Origin of the sequence: Nocardiopsis sp. CNT312, assembly GCF_000515115.1 — a bacterium.
Taxonomy (GTDB): domain Bacteria; phylum Actinomycetota; class Actinomycetes; order Streptosporangiales; family Streptosporangiaceae; genus Nocardiopsis.
Genome location: NZ_AZXF01000019.1, coordinates 58,068 through 74,749, shown reverse-complemented (window position 1 = coordinate 74,749; position 16,682 = coordinate 58,068). Strand labels below are relative to the sequence as shown.

At 71.6% G+C, this 16,682-nt stretch carries 14 protein-coding genes; 8 read left to right on the top strand and 6 right to left on the bottom strand.

Features of this window, described 5'->3' with window-relative positions; all coding sequences use genetic code 11:
• The first annotated feature begins 159 nt into the window (after window positions 1–159).
• The 3 genes from B042_RS0109655 to B042_RS22620 all read left to right on the top strand — a co-directional run bounded on the left by B042_RS0109655 (window position 160) and on the right by B042_RS22620 (window position 3,881).
• The gene (locus tag B042_RS0109655) at window positions 160–1,347 is read left to right on the top strand and encodes an ROK family transcriptional regulator (protein WP_028648116.1); all 1,188 of its coding nucleotides are present in this window, start codon (window positions 160–162) and stop codon (window positions 1,345–1,347) included.
• Between the two features lie 256 nt (window positions 1,348–1,603).
• On the top strand, window positions 1,604–2,296 hold the full coding sequence (locus B042_RS0109650; protein WP_028648115.1) for a hypothetical protein: 693 nt from the start codon (window positions 1,604–1,606) through the stop codon (window positions 2,294–2,296).
• A 220-nt stretch (window positions 2,297–2,516) separates the two neighbouring features.
• The gene (locus B042_RS22620; protein WP_369797689.1) at window positions 2,517–3,881 is read left to right on the top strand and encodes an LCP family protein; all 1,365 of its coding nucleotides are present in this window, start codon (window positions 2,517–2,519) and stop codon (window positions 3,879–3,881) included.
• 144 nt (window positions 3,882–4,025) lie between these two features.
• On the opposite strand, the gene B042_RS22615 is transcribed toward B042_RS22620, so the two are convergent.
• Window positions 4,026–4,784 carry a hypothetical protein gene (locus B042_RS22615; RefSeq protein WP_051415583.1) on the bottom strand — a complete coding sequence of 253 codons (759 nt, stop codon included), beginning with the start codon at window positions 4,782–4,784 and terminating at the stop codon, window positions 4,026–4,028.
• 340 nt (window positions 4,785–5,124) lie between these two features.
• Window positions 5,125–6,003 carry a hypothetical protein gene (locus B042_RS0109635; protein WP_028648114.1) on the bottom strand — a complete coding sequence of 293 codons (879 nt, stop codon included), beginning with the start codon at window positions 6,001–6,003 and terminating at the stop codon, window positions 5,125–5,127.
• A 315-nt stretch (window positions 6,004–6,318) separates the two neighbouring features.
• On the opposite strand from B042_RS0109635, the gene B042_RS0109630 reads away from it, so the two are divergent.
• Window positions 6,319–8,055, top strand: a complete 1,737-nt coding sequence (locus tag B042_RS0109630) for a GAF domain-containing protein (RefSeq protein ID WP_028648113.1) — start codon at window positions 6,319–6,321, stop codon at window positions 8,053–8,055.
• Between the two features lie 12 nt (window positions 8,056–8,067).
• On the opposite strand, the gene B042_RS0109625 is transcribed toward B042_RS0109630, so the two are convergent.
• From B042_RS0109625 to B042_RS0109615, 3 genes are all read right to left on the bottom strand, one after another.
• Window positions 8,068–8,733 carry a response regulator transcription factor gene (locus B042_RS0109625; protein ID WP_028648112.1) on the bottom strand — a complete coding sequence of 222 codons (666 nt, stop codon included), beginning with the start codon at window positions 8,731–8,733 and terminating at the stop codon, window positions 8,068–8,070.
• Window positions 8,734–8,912: 179 nt separating this feature from the next.
• A complete protein-coding gene (locus B042_RS0109620) occupies window positions 8,913–10,412 on the bottom strand; it encodes an amidase (protein WP_028648111.1) in 1,500 nt (499 codons plus the stop codon).
• Between the two features lie 38 nt (window positions 10,413–10,450).
• Window positions 10,451–11,470, bottom strand: coding sequence for a D-2-hydroxyacid dehydrogenase (locus B042_RS0109615; RefSeq protein WP_028648110.1), 1,020 nt, complete (start codon window positions 11,468–11,470; stop codon window positions 10,451–10,453).
• Window positions 11,471–11,770: 300 nt separating this feature from the next.
• Between B042_RS0109615 and B042_RS0109610 the strand changes: the two genes are divergently transcribed.
• The 4 genes from B042_RS0109610 (at window position 11,771) to B042_RS0109595 (ending at window position 14,623) form a co-directional block, all read left to right on the top strand.
• Window positions 11,771–12,253, top strand: a complete 483-nt coding sequence (locus tag B042_RS0109610; protein ID WP_028648109.1) for a DUF3830 family protein — start codon at window positions 11,771–11,773, stop codon at window positions 12,251–12,253.
• 83 nt (window positions 12,254–12,336) lie between these two features.
• The gene (locus B042_RS0109605) at window positions 12,337–13,137 is read left to right on the top strand and encodes an Asp/Glu racemase (protein WP_028648108.1); all 801 of its coding nucleotides are present in this window, start codon (window positions 12,337–12,339) and stop codon (window positions 13,135–13,137) included.
• 26 nt (window positions 13,138–13,163) lie between these two features.
• On the top strand, window positions 13,164–13,907 hold the full coding sequence (locus tag B042_RS0109600) for a maleate cis-trans isomerase (RefSeq protein ID WP_028648107.1): 744 nt from the start codon (window positions 13,164–13,166) through the stop codon (window positions 13,905–13,907).
• A 41-nt stretch (window positions 13,908–13,948) separates the two neighbouring features.
• On the top strand, window positions 13,949–14,623 hold the full coding sequence (locus B042_RS0109595) for a GntR family transcriptional regulator (protein WP_028648106.1): 675 nt from the start codon (window positions 13,949–13,951) through the stop codon (window positions 14,621–14,623).
• A gap of 554 nt (window positions 14,624–15,177) precedes the next feature.
• Here B042_RS0109595 and B042_RS0109585 read toward each other — a convergent pair.
• Window positions 15,178–16,641 carry an NAD-dependent succinate-semialdehyde dehydrogenase gene (locus B042_RS0109585; protein ID WP_028648105.1) on the bottom strand — a complete coding sequence of 488 codons (1,464 nt, stop codon included), beginning with the start codon at window positions 16,639–16,641 and terminating at the stop codon, window positions 15,178–15,180.
• Between the last annotated feature and the right edge of the window lie 41 nt (window positions 16,642–16,682).

The following is a 16,682-nucleotide window of genomic DNA, read 5'->3' as shown; positions in this document are numbered from 1 at the left end:
GGAGCGGGGGCCTCCCACGAACCACAGGAGTGGATTCGACTCGACTCTTCCAACTTTACGCCCGACTATGGTAAAAAACCAAGCACTCTTCAGATCACTTTTTTACATAACCCCCTGTCCATCACGCCGCTACCACGGCTTAATGGTTGAATGAAGCGCATGCCTAGAACCTCTGGACGACCGTCCTCGATGGCCAGCAGCGGCCACATCCTGGCGATGATCCGGAGCGGGACGGCGACCAGCCGCGCGGAGATCGCGCGCACCACCGGTCTCTCGCGACCCACCGTCGCCCTCCGCGTCACGGAGCTGATCGACAGCGGCTTGGTCGTCGAGGGCACGAGGGCGGTCTCCAGCGGTGGCCGGCCGCCCACGCTCCTGGAGTTCAACGCCGCCAGCGGCCTCCTGCTCACCGCGGCCCTGGGCATGGCCCGCAGCCAGGTCGCCGTGTGCGACCTCGACGGCGATGTCCTGGTCCGCACCCCCGGCGCGCTCGACCTGGACCAGGGACCGGAGGCCGTGGTCTCCTGGCTGCTCGACACCTGGTCCGAGCAGATCACCGGGCTGGGACGCACACCGGACGAGGTACGCGGCGCGGGTATCGGCCTGCCGGGAACCGTCGAGTTCCGCGCGGGCCGCGCCGAGGACCTGCCCTCCCTGGGCATGTGGGCCGGGGTCCACCTGGCCCCCCTCGTCCAGAAGCGCTTCCCGGTCGCCGTGGCCGTGGACAACGACGTCAACGTGATGGCCCTCGGAGAGCACGCCGCGGGCGCACACGGCCACACCGAGGACATGATCTTCGTGAAGGCCTCCACCGGGATCGGCGCCGGACTGGTCTCCGGCGGGAACCTGCTGCGCGGTGCGCTGGGCGCGGCCGGAGAGATCGGACACATCCCCGTCCGCGACGGCGGGGGTACGCCGTGCCGCTGCGGGAACACCGACTGTCTGGAGGCGGTGGCGGGCGGGCGCCGCCTCCTGGAGGGCGCCGCGGCGCAGGGCCTGCCGCTGTCGGGGCTCAAGGACCTGGTCTCACGGTCCGCCGAGGGCGACCCCGTGGCGGTGACCCTCGTCCGCGACGCCGGACGGCGGCTGGGCGAGGCGCTCGCCGGAGCGGTCAACCTGCTCAACCCGGAGGTCATCGTGCTGGGCGGGGACCTGTCCGAGGCCTACGACCACTTGGTGGCCGGGGTCCGTGAGGTGGTCTTCCAACAGTGCACGGCGCTGGCCACCCGGCACCTGCGCGTTGTGCCCAGCGCTCTGTGGGACGAGGCCGGGGTGCGCGGCTGCTCCGCCATGGTGGCCGAGGAGATCCTGTCCCCGGAGGCGGTGAACGCGCTCCTGAGGGGGTGAGATCCGCACACACCGAGCCTCCGGCGGGGCGCCGGGGCATCCGTCCACAGGCTGTGGACACGGACCCCCGGCCGACCTGTGCCAGAAGTACACGGGGCCGATGGGGAGAGGGTGTTCTTATGTGTCCATACTGGGCACACTTGACAAAAAGCCTCCTGGTAACGAATAGTCACCCTTCACCTGGCCTCGCCCCGCACGCCCCTGTCACGTCCGTGACCACCGCCCGTGCGGCCCCCCGCCCGGAAAGGTCCCCACCGTGCTCGACAACCCTCTCCTCCTCATCCTGCTGGGCGCCTGCATCAGCCTGGTCACGAGCGTCGTCGTCACCGCCGTCCAGGCACGCCTGATCCGGCGCGACAACGTCCGCAGCTCCTCCCGGACCTCCGCCCGCAACCTGACGAGCGCCTTCATCGCCGAGCGCGACGCCCAGGGCGCCAAGGAGAGCTACCTCACCGAGGCCGAGATGACGGTCATGTCCATGACTGACCGCAAGACCCGCGAACGCCTGCGCGACGTCGTCCGGCTGCTCCGCGAGCGCGACCTGCCGGAGATCGAGAAGCTCAGCGGCGTCCCCTCCACCCGGGCCCGGCAGATCCTGTGCGACCACGCCCTGGAGGTCCTCGGTGCCCACCTGCGCTCCGAGCGGCTGCCCGCGACGCCCCCCGAGATCCGCAAGATGCTGAGCATCGAGGAGGAGGCCCTCAGCATCCACTCCGGAGCGAGCCCCCAGGCGGACGAACCGATCGCCAAGAGCCCGGTCGCCGCCCGCCCCCGGCACACCGGTGCCAAGAGTCCGGCGACCCGCAAGAGCGGAACCAAGGGCACGCCCGCCAAGACCGCCCCGGCCAAGAGCACGACGGCCAAGTCGGGCGGCAAGTCCCGCACGGCCACCTCCTCGGAGGAGCCCGCGCCGAAGGACCCCGAGCACAGCACCTTCTGGGACGACTGAACCGGCGCGCCACCGGGTGCGCGTCGCTTCTGTCCGCGGATCGAGGGGGCTCACACCCTTCAGCGGGTCATCAGTGCATATAGCGCCCGATCGTGAGAAAGTCGTCTATACAGAGTCCGGCGATCCCATGAAGGACACATGCGGCGCACTCGTGGTCGAACCCGTGTGCTGATCCACGGCACACGCGCCCGGCGGGCCCCTGCCCCGCCGCCGCTGCGGAGTGCCCCGCCCCTGGCACGGAACCGCCCCGGTCCACCGCGTTCCGCCCCCCGCCCACTCTCCGCCGCGCCCTCGTCGCGGCCTCGCACGCCCTCCTCCGTATCCGGGACCTCCGGCGTTGACCGCCGTCCGAACCCACGGGGGCTGCCTGATGAGCGACGACCACTCCTCCACCGGCCGCGAGTCGGCCAACATACCGGTGGACCTGCCCCGTCAGCGCGGCCTCTGGCACAGGATCGCCCTGTGGGCCGCAGGGTGCCTCGCCGTCGTCCTGGTCGCCGCGGTGGGCACCGCCTACGGCTACTACCTGCTGCTGCGCTCCGGCATGATCCAGCACGACCTGGACGCCGCGCTGGGCAGCAAGAACCGGCCTGAGAAACTCAACGACGCCGTCAACGTCCTCTTCATGGGCACCGACGGCTACGAGGAGGGATCCACCGCCTACACGCGGGATTTCGAGGGCGAGCGCTCCGACGCCCTCATGCTGGCGCACATCTCACCCGGCGGGGAGCACGTCTCCGTCATCAGCTTCCCGCGCGACTCCCTGGTGCGGCTTCCGTCATGCCCTCCCTACGGCAAGGCCGAGGGCAGCGAAGCCTACGAGGGCATGATCAACGCCGCGATGTACCACGGCGGACCGCCCTGCGTCGTCCACACCGTGGAGACTCTGACGGGCATCCGGGTAGACCACTTCGTCCACCTCAGCTTCATGAGCTTCCGCGACACGGTGAACGCCATCGGCGGGGTCAGGATGTGCCTCCCCCGGCCCATGCGGGACGAGCGCTCGGGCCTCGACCTGCCCGCCGGGGAACAGGTCCTCGACGGGGACGAAGCCCTGTCCTTCGTCCGTGCCCGCTACGAGATCGGCAACGGCAGCGACATCGGCCGCATCGACCGCCAGCAGATGTTCCTCAGCGCGCTCGCCGAACAGTTGAGGAGCAGCGGTGCCCTCACCGACCCCGCCAGGCTCAACGAGATCCTCAGGTCGGTGGCCGAGCACAGTGCCACCGATCAGCGGCTCACACTCGACCGGATGCTCTCCATCGGCTTCTCGCTCTCCGACGTCGACCTCGCCGACATCGAGTTCCGGACCGTGCCCTGGTACCAGGCACCGCAGGACCCCAACCGGGTCATGTGGGACGGGGAGGAGGCCGCGGCGCTGTTCGCCGCCGTCCGCGAGGACCGCCCCCTGCCCGCACCGGGGCCCGAGGGGGCCGGCACACCGTCACCACCGGCGTCCTCCGTCCCCGACGACGGCATGTCCGGGGCCGAGGACGCGCCCACCGCCAGTGCCGGAGAGGCCCGGGACGCGACCTCGGACCCGTGCGTGGACGGCCTCGGCTTCGGTACGGGCAGGGGCTACTGACCTGCCGACGACCGGCGGCTTCGGGTACCGGTCCCCGAAGCCGCCGGCCCCTCGTACCACCGGGCCGACCGTGAACGCGCTGCCGCGCCGCAGAGGGTGTCGCGAGGAAGGCCCAGGGGCGGCAGGGGTTCAAGGAAACACAGGCTAGACCAGGGCTCCGGGAAGCAGCCCGGTCACCTGCCGGGGGTCGACCTCGGGCCGGCCGACCTCGGGCAGACCCTGGACACTGGCCACGTCTCCGCCCAGGGAACCGACCTCGTCCACGGGCAGACCGCCGGTCAGGGACTCGGGCGCGGCCATCGGCAGGGTGTCGGCCACCCCGAGCAGGGTGCCCAGGCCGCCGGTCGCGTCGAAGTTCTCCCGGTCCAGCGCCAAGGGGCCGTCCGCCGGTGCGGCCAGCGGCAGGGTGCCGCCGGTGTCCAGGTCCACGGGCATGTCGGCGGCGGGCAGCGCGCCACCGACGTCGGGGAGTCCGCCGCCCAGCAGGTCGGAGACCGGGTCGCCCGCGGGGTGGGCCAGGGGCACGGTTCCCGTGGCACCCTCGACGGTGCCGGTCGCGTCCCCGACCGTGTCCGCGGCGTCCCCGACGGCGTCGAGGGGCAGACCGGTCCCGTCGGTCACACGGTCCACGACGTCGCCCGCGGGGGCCGAGTGGTGCTGGATCCGGGGGTCGACCGAGTTCCGGCCGGGCTGGACCCGGGCCAGGTCGCCGAGGCCGTCGACCGGGGCGGGAACGCCCTGGGCGAGCGCACCGGCGACCGGAGCGGTCACCTCGCCCACGGGGAGGGTGTCCGCGGCGCCCAGGACGTCGGCACCCGCGAGGCCGGCTCCGAGGGCGACGAAACCGGCGGTGCCGGCGGCCACGAGGAGGGCTCGGGCGGAGGTACGCGCGGTCTTGAACATGGGTGGTTCCTCTCACAGGCTTGTGTGGTTCAGGCTGTGTACTCGGCGGAGCGGTGCTCCGCCACGGTCCGGGCCCCCTGGCCGGGAGGACACGTTCCGTTGCGTTGCGTTGTGGTCTACGGCTCGGCGGATACCGTCGCGCCTGGGGGGAGCGATGGGTGCGCGCCGGTTCAGTCCCTGGTCTGGCGGACCACTGACTGACGTGAACCTCGCGGTGCGGATGCGCGGCTCACGTCAGCCCCCAGAGGAGCCGGGGCGCTCGGTCCACGGCGGGGTGGACGGCCCGGGGCTGGGAGGCGTGCCGGAGACGGGGTCGCTCTGCGACCGGGGAGCGGAGCCGCTAGTCCGGGGAGAAGGTCGGCTCGTCGGCGGAGTCGGCGGGAACCGAGCGCAGGACGTGCCGGGCGGCCTCATAGCGGCCGGGGAGCGGAGAGGGTGCGGCGTTGGTCGGCAGATAGCCGACGACGCCCAAACCGCCGACCGCACCCGACGGGGCGGCGGAGGGCGTGGTGGAGGGGACGGAGACCGACCGCTCGGCGGACACGGCGCGAACACCGTCACCCGGTGTGCCGCCCGCGTCCTGGCCGTGCCCGGCCTGCGCGCAGTCCGCGCCGGAGCCGACGGTGGCGCGTGTGTCCCGGTACGGTGACCCGCCGGCCACGGAGGAGGCGGTGGAACCGGACCCGTGTTCGACGGCGTCGGTGTGGGAGGACACGCGGTCCGCAGTCCCGGAGGCGAGCGTCGCGCCGACGGTGTCCCGGACCTGCCGGACCACCGGCACGGTGTCCACGGGCACGTCCACCGCTCGCGCGGCGACCGTGTCGGAGACCTGTCGGACGGTCGCGGCGACCGGAGCGCCCACCGCGTCGGCTGCCCCGTCCGCCAGGGACGGGGCCCCGGAGGCGCCCCCGAGCGCGCCCGCCACGGTGTCCGCGGCGGTATCCGTGCTCTGGAGGCCCGTCCGCAGGGGCACCCCGAGTCCGGGGTCCGGCGCCTCCTCGCGCCGCTCACCCGTGGCGTCCGCCAGGACCGCCGAAGCGACCGGGAGGACGGAGCCGGTGTCGGTCCGCTCCGCGTGGGCGGGCACGGCCGACACCGCCCAGAGGGCGATCAGACCTGCGGCGAGCAGCCCCGCCAGGAGCAGGAACCGCCGGACCGGTGCGGCGCACACGGCAGCGCGGACGCCGGAGGCGCTCGCGAGGCCGTGGTATCCGAACACCGGGGGTTCCTTCCGCTGCGGGTACCCGCCGAACGGGACGCGGCGGGTGGAGAGGGGGACAGGGGGTACGGACACAGTGCGTCCGACCAGGGAAGAGGGGCCCGGACCAGGTCCTCTGCCTTCCGTCGCTGGCGACGTTAGCATGAATTGTGCCGGTGCCTTCGCGGTTCCGAACCGATTCCCCGTCCGTTCTTCCGCGAACCGCACCGCGATGTGGCCCCCACTGGAAAAAACGACGACAATTCGATCAATACACCCGATCACTGCATTTCCTACAGAGACCGTGCCACGGCTCTGCGGAGGTTGATTCGAGACATGACCGAAGTCCCCCAGAGCCCCCCGGCCTCCCCCGACCAACTGAACGACCTGCTCACCGGGGTGCGCTCACGTCTCGGACCGGGGATGTCCCCCGAGGGCCGTATCCGCTCCCTCCTCCAGGCCGTGCTGTCCATCGGCGGTGACCTGGACCTCGCCTCCGTCCTGCGCCGGCTCACCAAGGCCGCCGCGGACCTGGCCGGCGCCCGCTACGCGGGCCTGGGGGTGATCGACGAGAACGGTGAGTTCGCCGAATTCGTCTTCGTGGGCCTCTCGGCGGAGGCGGCCGGGCAGATCGACGGCTTCCCCCGGGGCAGGGGCCTGCTCGCCGTCCCCATGGTGGAACGCACGCCCGTGCGCCTGACGAACATCCGTGACCACCCCGACTTCGTGGGCTTCCCCGCCGGGCACCCGAGGATGTCGAGCTTCCTGGGCGTGCCCATCCAGGTGCGCGGAGAACTCTTCGGCAACCTGTACCTGGCGAACAAGACCGGCGGCGGGCAGTTCGACGAGGAGGACGAGACCGTCGTCATGGCGCTCGCGACCGCCGCGGGTGTGGCGATCGAGAACGCGCGCCTGTACGAGGAGGCGCGCCTGCGGGAGAAGTGGCTGACGGCCTCCACCGAGATCACCACCCGCCTGCTGTCGGGGGCCGACCCCCACGAGGTCCTGGAGTACGTCGCCGCCCAGGCACGGGAGATCAGCGGCGCCGACATCTCGGTGGTCATGCTCCCCGACAGCCGTGCGCGCGGCCACCTGTTCGCCGAGGTCGCCGACGGTCCCCTCGCCAAGGAGGTCCTGGGCAGCCCCGTGGAGATCGCTGGCACCGTCTGCGGCCAGGTGTTCGACAGCGGCGAGCCCACGAGCGTCCCCGACCTGGCCGAGGCCGACTGCCCGATGCTCTCGCACCGCGGGTTCGGCCCCGGGCTGGTGGTACCGCTGGGGACCACGGGCAACACCCGGGGCACGCTCGTCCTCGGCAAGGCGGCCGACAGCGCGGCCTTCACCAGCACCGTCAGGAGCATGGTCCACAGCTTCTCCGCGCAGGCCGGAGTGGCACTGGAACTGGCCGAGGTCCGCGGGGACACCGAGCGGCTGGCCGTCCTGGAGGAGCGGGACCGGATCGCCAAGGACCTGCACGACGTGGTGATCCAGCGGCTGTTCGCCTCGGCGATGACACTGATGAGCACCATGCGCCTCATCGGCTCGGAGGAGGCCGAGGAGCGGATCCGACGCGCCATCGACGAACTCGACTCCACCATCCGGGAGATCCGCTCGACCATCTTCGACCTGCAGAACCCCCCGAACCGCCGGGACACCTCGCTGCGTGGGCGCATCCTGCGGCTGGCCGAGAACGCCGCGCACAGCCTGGGCTGCCACCCCGGCGTGAGCCTGGACGGGCCAATCGACGCCTCGGTTCCCGAGGAGGTCGGCGAGCAACTGCTCGCGGTGCTCGGGGAGAGCCTGAGCAACGTCGCCCGGCACGCTCGAGCCAGCGAGGTACACGTGTCCGTGGCCATGGAGGAGCGGTCGGTCACCGGCAGGCCCAGCACGCTGACCCTGACGGTGGTGGACAACGGGATCGGGCTGCCCGCGGAGGGGCGCCGCAGCGGTCTGCGCAACCTCGACGAGCGCGCCCAGGCCCTGGGCGGCGGGTTCACCGCCCAGCGGGGCGAGTCCGCCGGGACCGTGCTCGTGTGGAAGGTGCCCGTCCCCGGTGCCGACGACCCCCTGTGACCGGCGAGGCGGTCAGTAGCGGCGCCCGCGGAGTTCGGCGACCAGCACGGCGGCCTGGGTGCGCCGCTTCAGGTCCAGCTTGGACAGGAGCGCGGAGACGTAGTTCTTCACGGTCTTCTCCGCCAGGTAGAGCCGCTCGCCGATTTGCCGGTTGGTCAGGCCCTCTCCGATGAGGTCGAGGATCTGCCGCTCCTGCGGCGTCAACTCCGCCAGGGGGTCCGGTTCGTTCTGAGCGCCGCGCAGGCGCTCCATCATGGCCCCCGTGCTGCCCGAGTCCAGGAGCGACCCGCCGGCGGCCACCGTACGCACGGCGCCGACGAGGTCGGCGCCGTGGATCTGCTTGAGCACGTACCCGGCGGCGCCCGCCATGACGGCGTCATAGAGGGCGTCCTCGTCGGCGAACGAGGTCAGCATCAGGCAGGCGATCTGGGGACTGCCGGAACGGATCTCCCGGCACACCTGAACCCCGGATCCGCCGGGCAGGCGGACGTCCAGGACGGCCACGTCGGGCAAGACCACCGGGATGCGGGAGAGCGCCTGCTCCGCGGTCCCCGCCTCACCGACGACGACCATGTCCTCCTCACTCTCCAGCAGCGCCGCGACACCGCGGCGGACCACCTCGTGGTCGTCCACGAGGAAGACCCTGATCGCCCCGCCTCCGGCTTCGCTACCCGCCATCCGCACGTCCCCATTTTCCTCGTGCCCGGATCCGACACCGCTCCGAAGTAGACGGTAGCGCCTGAGGGAAAACGAATGTGGGTCCTATGGCATGAAATTCCCCGGGCGAAGGTCCCGGAACGGGACGATCCCCACCCGGGAAGACCGGGATCAGTGGTTCACTGCGGAAGGGAGCAGCCTCACGGGCGCCGGTCCGCCCAGGGGCGAGCCAGCTCGAACGCGCGGCAGGCCGCCAGCACCCGGGCGTCGGCGTGCCGGGGGCCGACCACCTGGAGCCCCACCGGAAGCCCGGCTTCGGTGAACCCGCACGGCACACTCGCCGCCGGCTGCTGGGTCATGTTGAACGGATAGCTGAACCCCGCCCATGACGTCCACCGCTGTCCCTTGAGGGCGGGCGGGGACTCCCGTCCGGCCTCGAAGGCGGTGATCGGCGTGGCGGGGGTGATGAGGAGGTCGTACTCGGTGTGGAACCGGCCCATCCGCTCGCCCATCGCCATCCGCAGCGCCATCGCCGTCAGGTAGTCCTGCGCGGAGTAGGTCAGTCCCTCTTCGACGATCTCCCCCAGACCGGGGTCGAGCAGGTCGCGCTGGCGCTCGGTGAGCCGTTCGGTGCTCTTGGCCGCGCCGGAGTACCAGAGCACGTGGAACTCGTCGGCGGACGGCGGCAGGCCGGGATCGGCCTCCTCCACCACGGCCCCCAGTTGCTCGAACACGGTCGCCGCGGCGGCGACCGCACGCGCCACCTCCGGGTCGACGTCCAGGCCGCCCAGGGTGGGGCTGTAGGCGATGCGCATCCCCCCCACGAGGCCCTCGGCGTCCGAACGCAGGCGCACGTCCGCGATCCCGGTCCCCGGCTGCGGCAGGGCCATCCAGTCGCGGGGGTCGAACCCGGTCATGCACTCCAGCATCAGAGCCGTGTCGCCCACGGTGCGGGCCATCGGCCCGGTGTGCGCCAGGGAGCCGAACGGGCTGGCCGGGTAGTGCGGAACCAGCCCCCAGGTCGGCTTGATACCGCAGACCCCGGTGAAGCTCGCCGGGATGCGGATGGAGCCGCCGCCGTCGGTACCGGTGGCCAACGGTCCCATCCCCGCGGCCACAGCGGCGGACGACCCCCCGCTAGAGCCGCCGGGGGTCGTGGACAGGTCCCACGGGTTGCGGGTGACACCGGTGAGCGGGCTGTCGGTGACGCCCTTCCAGGCGAGTTCGGGCGTGGTCGTCTTGCCGACGAACACCGCGCCCTGTTCCCGCAGCCGGGCGACCACCGGGGAGTCCTCCTCCCAGGGGCCCTCCTGCGACGCGGTGACCGAACCGCGCAGGGTCGGCCAGCCCCGGGTGAGGTGGATGTCCTTGACCGAGGTCGGCACGCCGTCCAGGGCCCCCTCGGGCTCGCCCCGGCGCCACCGCTCCGCCGAGGCCCGGGCCGCCTCACGCGCCTCCTCCGGGCGCACCAGGCAGAAGGCGTTGAGCGCCGGGTTGTCCCGCTCGATGCGCTCCAGCACCGCGTCCACGGCCTCCACCGGGGAAAGCTCACCGGAGGCATAGGCGGCGAGCAGCCGCTCCGCCGACAGGTCGGCCGGGCTCTCGGGCTCGCCGCCCGGTGCGCGCGGCACCTCGGAGGAGGGACTGCCTCCGCCGCCGGCTCCTCCGTCGGCTCCGGTCCCCTCGGTACGGATCCTCACTTCAGCCTCCAGGTCACCCCGTGGTCGGTGGTCAAGGGTCAGCCCGGCACGTAGCCGCGGCTCTTGTCGACGACGTTGAGCAGTGCGCGCCCGTCCAGGTAGCGGGCGAGGTTGTCCAGGAACAGGTCGGCGAGGTCCGCGCGCCAGCCGACCACGTCACCGGACATGTGCGGGGAGACCACCGAGCCGGGCAGGTTCCACAGCGGCGAGCCCTCCGGTAGCGGCTCGCCTTCGAACACGTCCAGCGCCGCGCCCCGGATCCGTCCGCCGCGCAGTGCCTCCGCGAGGTCGTCCTCGGCCACGATGGGCCCGCGCGCCACGTTCAGCAGGCGTGCGTGCGACGGCATCAGGTCGAGGAAGGCGTGGTCGACCAGACCGCGTGTGGCATCGGTGAGCGGCGCGGCGACCACGACGTAGTCGGACCGGGGCAGTGCGTCGGCGAGGGTGGGGCCGCCGTCGGTGCCCCGCTCGGCGAGGGTGGACTCGACCACCGACCCGAAGTCGGGGTCACCATCGCGGGCGTGGCTGCCGGAGGCGCTGACCTGCATGCCCACCGCCGCGAGCTTGCGGCCGATGGCGCGGCCGATGGGGCCGGTGCCGACGACCAGGACGCGTTTCCCGGCCACCCGCTCGGACTCCCGGTGCTGCCAGCGGCGCTCGCGTTGGAGGGCCCAGGTGCGGTGGAAGTCCTTGGCGAAGGCGACCACCTGGCCGAGCACGTACTCGGCGATGTGCTCGTCGAAGACGCCGCGCGAGTTGGTGAGCACCACGTCGCTCTCGACCAGTCCGGGAAAGACGAGGTTGTCCACGCCGGTGGTGGCGGCGTGCACCCACGCGAGGGTGTCGGCCTTGGGCCAGGACGAGGCCAGCGCTTCGGAGAACAGGTCCCACACCAGGAGCACGTCGGTGCCGGGCAGCTGGGAGGCCAAGCCGTCGGCGGTCGTGTAGACGACCTCTCCCAGTCCGGGATGGCCGTCGATCCGCTCGTGCCCCGGCGGCGGTTCGTCCCCCTGCAGGACGAGGAGACGGGGCCGCTGGGGCGCGTTGGGGCTGTTCAAGGACGTGCACTCCGATCGGCGACGTGGGCCTGTGCTGTCGTCTGGGATGGGGATGTTCCGCCCTGTCACGGGAAACGCTAGGGAGCCGGAAGAGGATTGTCAACAATCCACAAATGGGTTGTTCGACGGCACACCCGAAGACGGGCGCGGCCCGCCCAGAAATCAGACATTCCGCTCAGTACACCCCTTGCCGCACGACTCTACGGATCATAATATTGTCGACAATCAGCGGATTCATCTGCCGACGCGCCACCACTCCCGCACAGCCACCCGCCGAGGGGGACCCCATTGCCCAGGTACATGACCATCACACTGGCCAAGCGCGGTGTCTCCTGCGTGGCTGAGCTTTTGGACAAGGACGCACCGCGCACCTGCGACGCCGTGTGGAACGCCCTTCCCCAAGGGGACGCCGTCCAACACGCCAAGTACGCCCGCAACGAGGTCTACACGATGGTGCCGCGGTTCGCCGACCCCGATCCGGGACGGGAGAACCCCACGGTCACCCCCATCCCCGGCGACGTCGTCTACTTCCTCTTCGAGGACGGCATGCTCGACCGGGGCTTCAAGGAGGACGCGGGCATCGGCCACCTGCCCGGCGTGGTCGACCTGGCCCTGTTCTACGGCCGCAACAACCTCCTGCTCAACGGCGACGTCGGCTGGGTGCCCGGCAACGTGTTCGCCACCGTCGTGGAGAACCTGCCCGCCATGGCCGAGGCCTGCCACGACGTCTGGCGCTCGGGCAGCGTCGGGGAGCGCCTGCTCTACGAACGCCTCGACCGCTGACCGCTCCGGCCGCCGGACACCCTCCGGCCGGGCCACGGACCGAACCCCACACCGCGACGCTTTCCCAAGGAGGTGAGTGACCGATGCGCACCGATGGAGACCACGCCGAGAGCACCGGCGCCGAGCACGAGGTCGTCGAACTGGCCGCGAGCAGGCCGACCCCGTGGCAGTCAGGGGTCGGAGTGATCGCACCCTACGACTTCGCCCTCGACCGGGAGCTCTGGCGCTGGACACCCGACGACGTGTCACTGCACGTCACACGGCTGCCCTACGTGCACGTCCCCGTGACCGTGGACCAGGCCTCCGCCCTGTGCGTGGCGGAGAACGTGGACCCGGCGGTCCGCGCCCTCCTCGCCCCCGAGCCGCTCGCCATCGGCTACGCGTGCGCGTCCGGCAGCTTCGTGCACGGGGTCGAGGGCGAGCGCCGCCTGCACCGAACGATGGCGGAGGCCGGCGCCCCGGCGGCCGTCACCACGTCGGGGGCGCTCATCCGGGCGCTGGAGGCGCTCGACCTCACCCGGATCGCGGTCGTCACCCCCTACGTGGACAGCGTGACCGACCGCCTCCTGTCCTACCTGGGCGAGCACGGCACCGAGGTGACCTCCAGCGTCGGGCTGGGCCTGCTCAGCCACATCTGGAAGGTCACCTATGCCGAGGTGTCCGAGGCGGTGCACTCGGTGGACCGCCCCGACGCCCAGGGCATCTACATCAGCTGCACCAACGTCCTCACCTACGACATCATCGCGCCCCTGGAACGCGAACTGGGCAAGCCGGTCATCGCGGCCAACCAGGTGACCATGTGGGCACTGCTGCGCGAGGCCGGCCGCCAGGCGGTCGCCCCCGGCCAGAGACTGATCGACGTCGCCGCCCCGAGCGCGGTGTGACCCCCGGACCCGCAGGAAGGAGCGCCATGCACAGGATCGGATTCCTCTACCCCGGTTTCAGCGCCGAGGACGACTACCCGGCGTTCGCCGCCGTGCTCGGCGGCGGAGTGGAACTGACGGTGGTGCACACGCTCATGCGTGAGGACGCCCACCGGGTGGACGCCCTGCTGGACGTGGGCGGACCGGACGTCCTGGGGGAGGGTGCCGCGAAGCTGCGCGAGGCCGGAGTGGACGCGGCCGTCTGGGCGTGCACCAGTGGCAGCTTCGTCTTCGGGTGGGACGGCGCCCGCGAACAGGTCCGCGGCGTGGCCGAGGCCGCCGGGGCACTCGCCTCCAGCACCTCGTTCGCGTTCGTGCACGCCCTCCGGCGGCTCGGGATCTCCCGGGTGGCGATCGCCGCCACCTACCCCGACGACGTCGCCGAACGGTTCGTCGACTTCCTGGGCACCGGGGGGACCACCGTACTCTCGCTGGCCAGCCGGGGCATCGTCACCGCGGCGGAGGTCGGCCGCCTCGCCCCGGACCAGGCCCTCGACTTCGTCGTCTCCAACGACCACCCGAGGGCCGAGGCCGTCCTCGTCCCAGACACCGCCCTGCACAGCGCCGGACTCATCGGACCGGCGGAGGCCCTGCTGGGCAAGCCCGTGCTCACCGCCAACCAGGTGAGCATCTGGGAGGGGCTGCGTCTGGCGGGCACGACCGCGGCCGGGACGGCACCGGGTGCCCTGTTCCGCGCTGGGGCCTCCGCCGAAGCGCCCACCACCCGTTAGGTACTGTTTTGATCCTGTCGTCCACGAAAGGACAGCGGCCCATGCCCGCTCCAGGACACCTGAGACCCGTGTCCCGGCGGTCCACCGCCGAACTGATCGCCGACCAGCTCAGGTCAGCGATCATGTACGGCACCCTGGCCCCGGGAGACCAGCTCGGGGAGGCGGAACTCTCCAGTCGGCTCGGGGTCAGCCGCGGTCCGCTGCGCGAGGCCATGCAGCGCCTCGTCCAGGAGGGGCTGCTGCGCAGCGAACGGCACAGGGGCCTGTTCGTGTGCGAGCTCACCACCCAGGACGTCCGGGACGTGTACGTGGCCCGCCTCGCGGTGGAGCGCACCGCCTGCGAACTCATCATGCGGGGCAACCGCGGTGAGGCGCTCGCCCGGCTCACCCCCGCGCTGGAGGCCCTGGCCGAGGCGGCGCGCACCGGGGACCGCGACGCCATGAGCGACGCCGACCAGGACTTCCACCGGACCCTGGTGAGCTGCTCCGGCAACGGAAGGCTGGAGCGCATGGCGCAGACGCTCCTGGTGGAGACCCGCATGTGCCTGACGGTGATGCAGAAGGTCTACCCCGAACCCGGAGAACTCCTCGACGAGCACCAGCGCATCCTCGACTCCATCGTCGAGGGCGACGAGGACCGGCTGCTGGAGCTGATCGCGTCGCACCTGATGGACACCGTGGCGCGCATCGACGCCGAACACGGCACGGACGCCTGAGGCGGGTTCGGTCCAGGCCACCGGCACGGACGGTCGCGGCCACCGGCCAGGGGTCGATCGCCTGGACGGCGCGGTTCACGAACGCGAGGCCCTCTTCCACGGTCGTTCACGCGTCCCCGGTTCCCGGGGATCCCGTGGGGGGCGTTCTCCACTGGCGTGCCCGTGCGGCCATCCGTTCCTTCGCCTCGTCATAGCTGATCTCTCCCTCAGCCGCACGTTCCACGTCAGCGATGGCGGCCGGAGCCGGCTCGATGCCTCCGGCACGCACGGAAGCGACAGCGGCTCCAGTCTCGCTCCTCCGCAGATGCTGCTCGTAGACCTCCATCAAGGTCTCGTACTCCCGCACCAAGATCAGGACCCCCTGAGGACGCCGGTAGGAGCCCGTGGCCACAGGTTCTCCACCCAGTTCGTTCGGCAGAGCCGCCGGTAGCTCAGAGAGTCTGCTTCGCGCTTCGTCGACACCCATCGGGTGCGAAATTCTCGCGCCCATAGCACAATCACGCCAGACTTCCGCGGGAATGTCGTACGACATTCCCGCGGAAAGACCGATCCGCTCAGAGGCCGCCGATGCCCACGTACTTGGTGTCGAGGAACTCGTCGATGCCCACTCGGCCACCCTCGCGGCCCAAGCCGGAGTGCTTCACCCCGCCGAAGGGCGCCGCCGGGTTGGAGACCACGCCCTGGTTGAGTCCGACCATGCCCGTCTCCAACGCCTCGCTGACCCGGAACGCGCGGTTCAGGTCCCGCGTGTACAGGTAGCTGACCAGGCCGAACTCGGTGTCGTTGGCCGCCGCCACCACCTCCTGCTCCGTCTCGAAGGTGAGCACCGGCGCCACCGGGCCAAAGATCTCCGTGAACGACAGCTCGCTGTCCATCGGCACGTCGGCGAGGACGGTCGGCTGGTAGAAGTGGCCCTCTCCCTCGCCGTGACCGCCGCCGACGAGGACGCGCGCGCCCCTGCCGACCGCGTCGTCCACGAGCCCCTGCACCTTCTGGCGGGCCTTGTCGTCGATCAGCGGGCCCACGTCGACGCCGTCGTCCACCCCGCGTCCCAGGCGCAGAGCGCCCATGCGCTCGCTCAGCCGCCGGGAGAACTCCTCGGCCACCCCGGACTGGGCGTAGATGCGGTTGGCCGCCGTGCACGCCTCACCGATGTTGCGCATCTTGGCGAGCATCGCGCCGTCCACGGCCGCGTCCAGGTCGGCGTCGTCGAAGACCAGGAACGGCGCGTTGCCGCCCAGTTCCATGGAGGTGCGCAGCACCTGCCCGGCGCTCTGTTCGAGGAGCTTGCGCCCCACCGCCGTGGAGCCGGTGAAGGAGACCTTGCGGATGCGGCCGTCGCTCAGCAGCGGTTCGGTGACCGAACCCGGGTCGGTGGTGGGGATGACGCTGAGGACACCCTCCGGCAGCCCGGCCTCGGCCAGGATCCCGGCCAGCGCCAGCGCGCACAGAGGGGTCTGGTGCGCGGGCTTGAGGATCATCGTGCACCCGGCGGCGATCGCGGGCCCGATCTTGCGGGTGCCCATCGCCATCGGGAAGTTCCAGGGGGTGATGAGCATGGAGGGGCCGACGGGGCGGCGCATGATGAGGAAGCGCGACTTGCCGTCGGGCGAGGTGGCGAACCCGCCCTCGATCCGCACGGCCTCCTCGGAGAACCAGCGGAAGAACTCCGCCGCGTAGGCGATCTCGCCGCGCGCCTCGGCCAGCGGCTTGCCCATCTCCAGGGTCATGAGCAGGGCCAGGTCCTCCTGGCGCTCCATGAGCAGCTCGTACCCCCGGTACAGGATCTCGCCGCGCGCCCGGGGCGCGACCTGTGCCCACGAGGACTGGGCACGGTGCGCCGCCTCCAGAGCGGCCAGTGCGTCCTCCTTGCCCGCGTCGGCGACTTCACAGAGGATCGTCCGTGTGGAGGGGTCCTCCACACCGAAGGTGGCGCCGGACGCGGCGTCGCGCCACCGGCCCCCGAGGAAGAGCCTCTTGTCCACCTGTGCGACGACCCGTGCTTCCTGATCCGACATGTTCCCCACTTCCAGTCGCAAACCGCTCCGGTCGGCCCCGG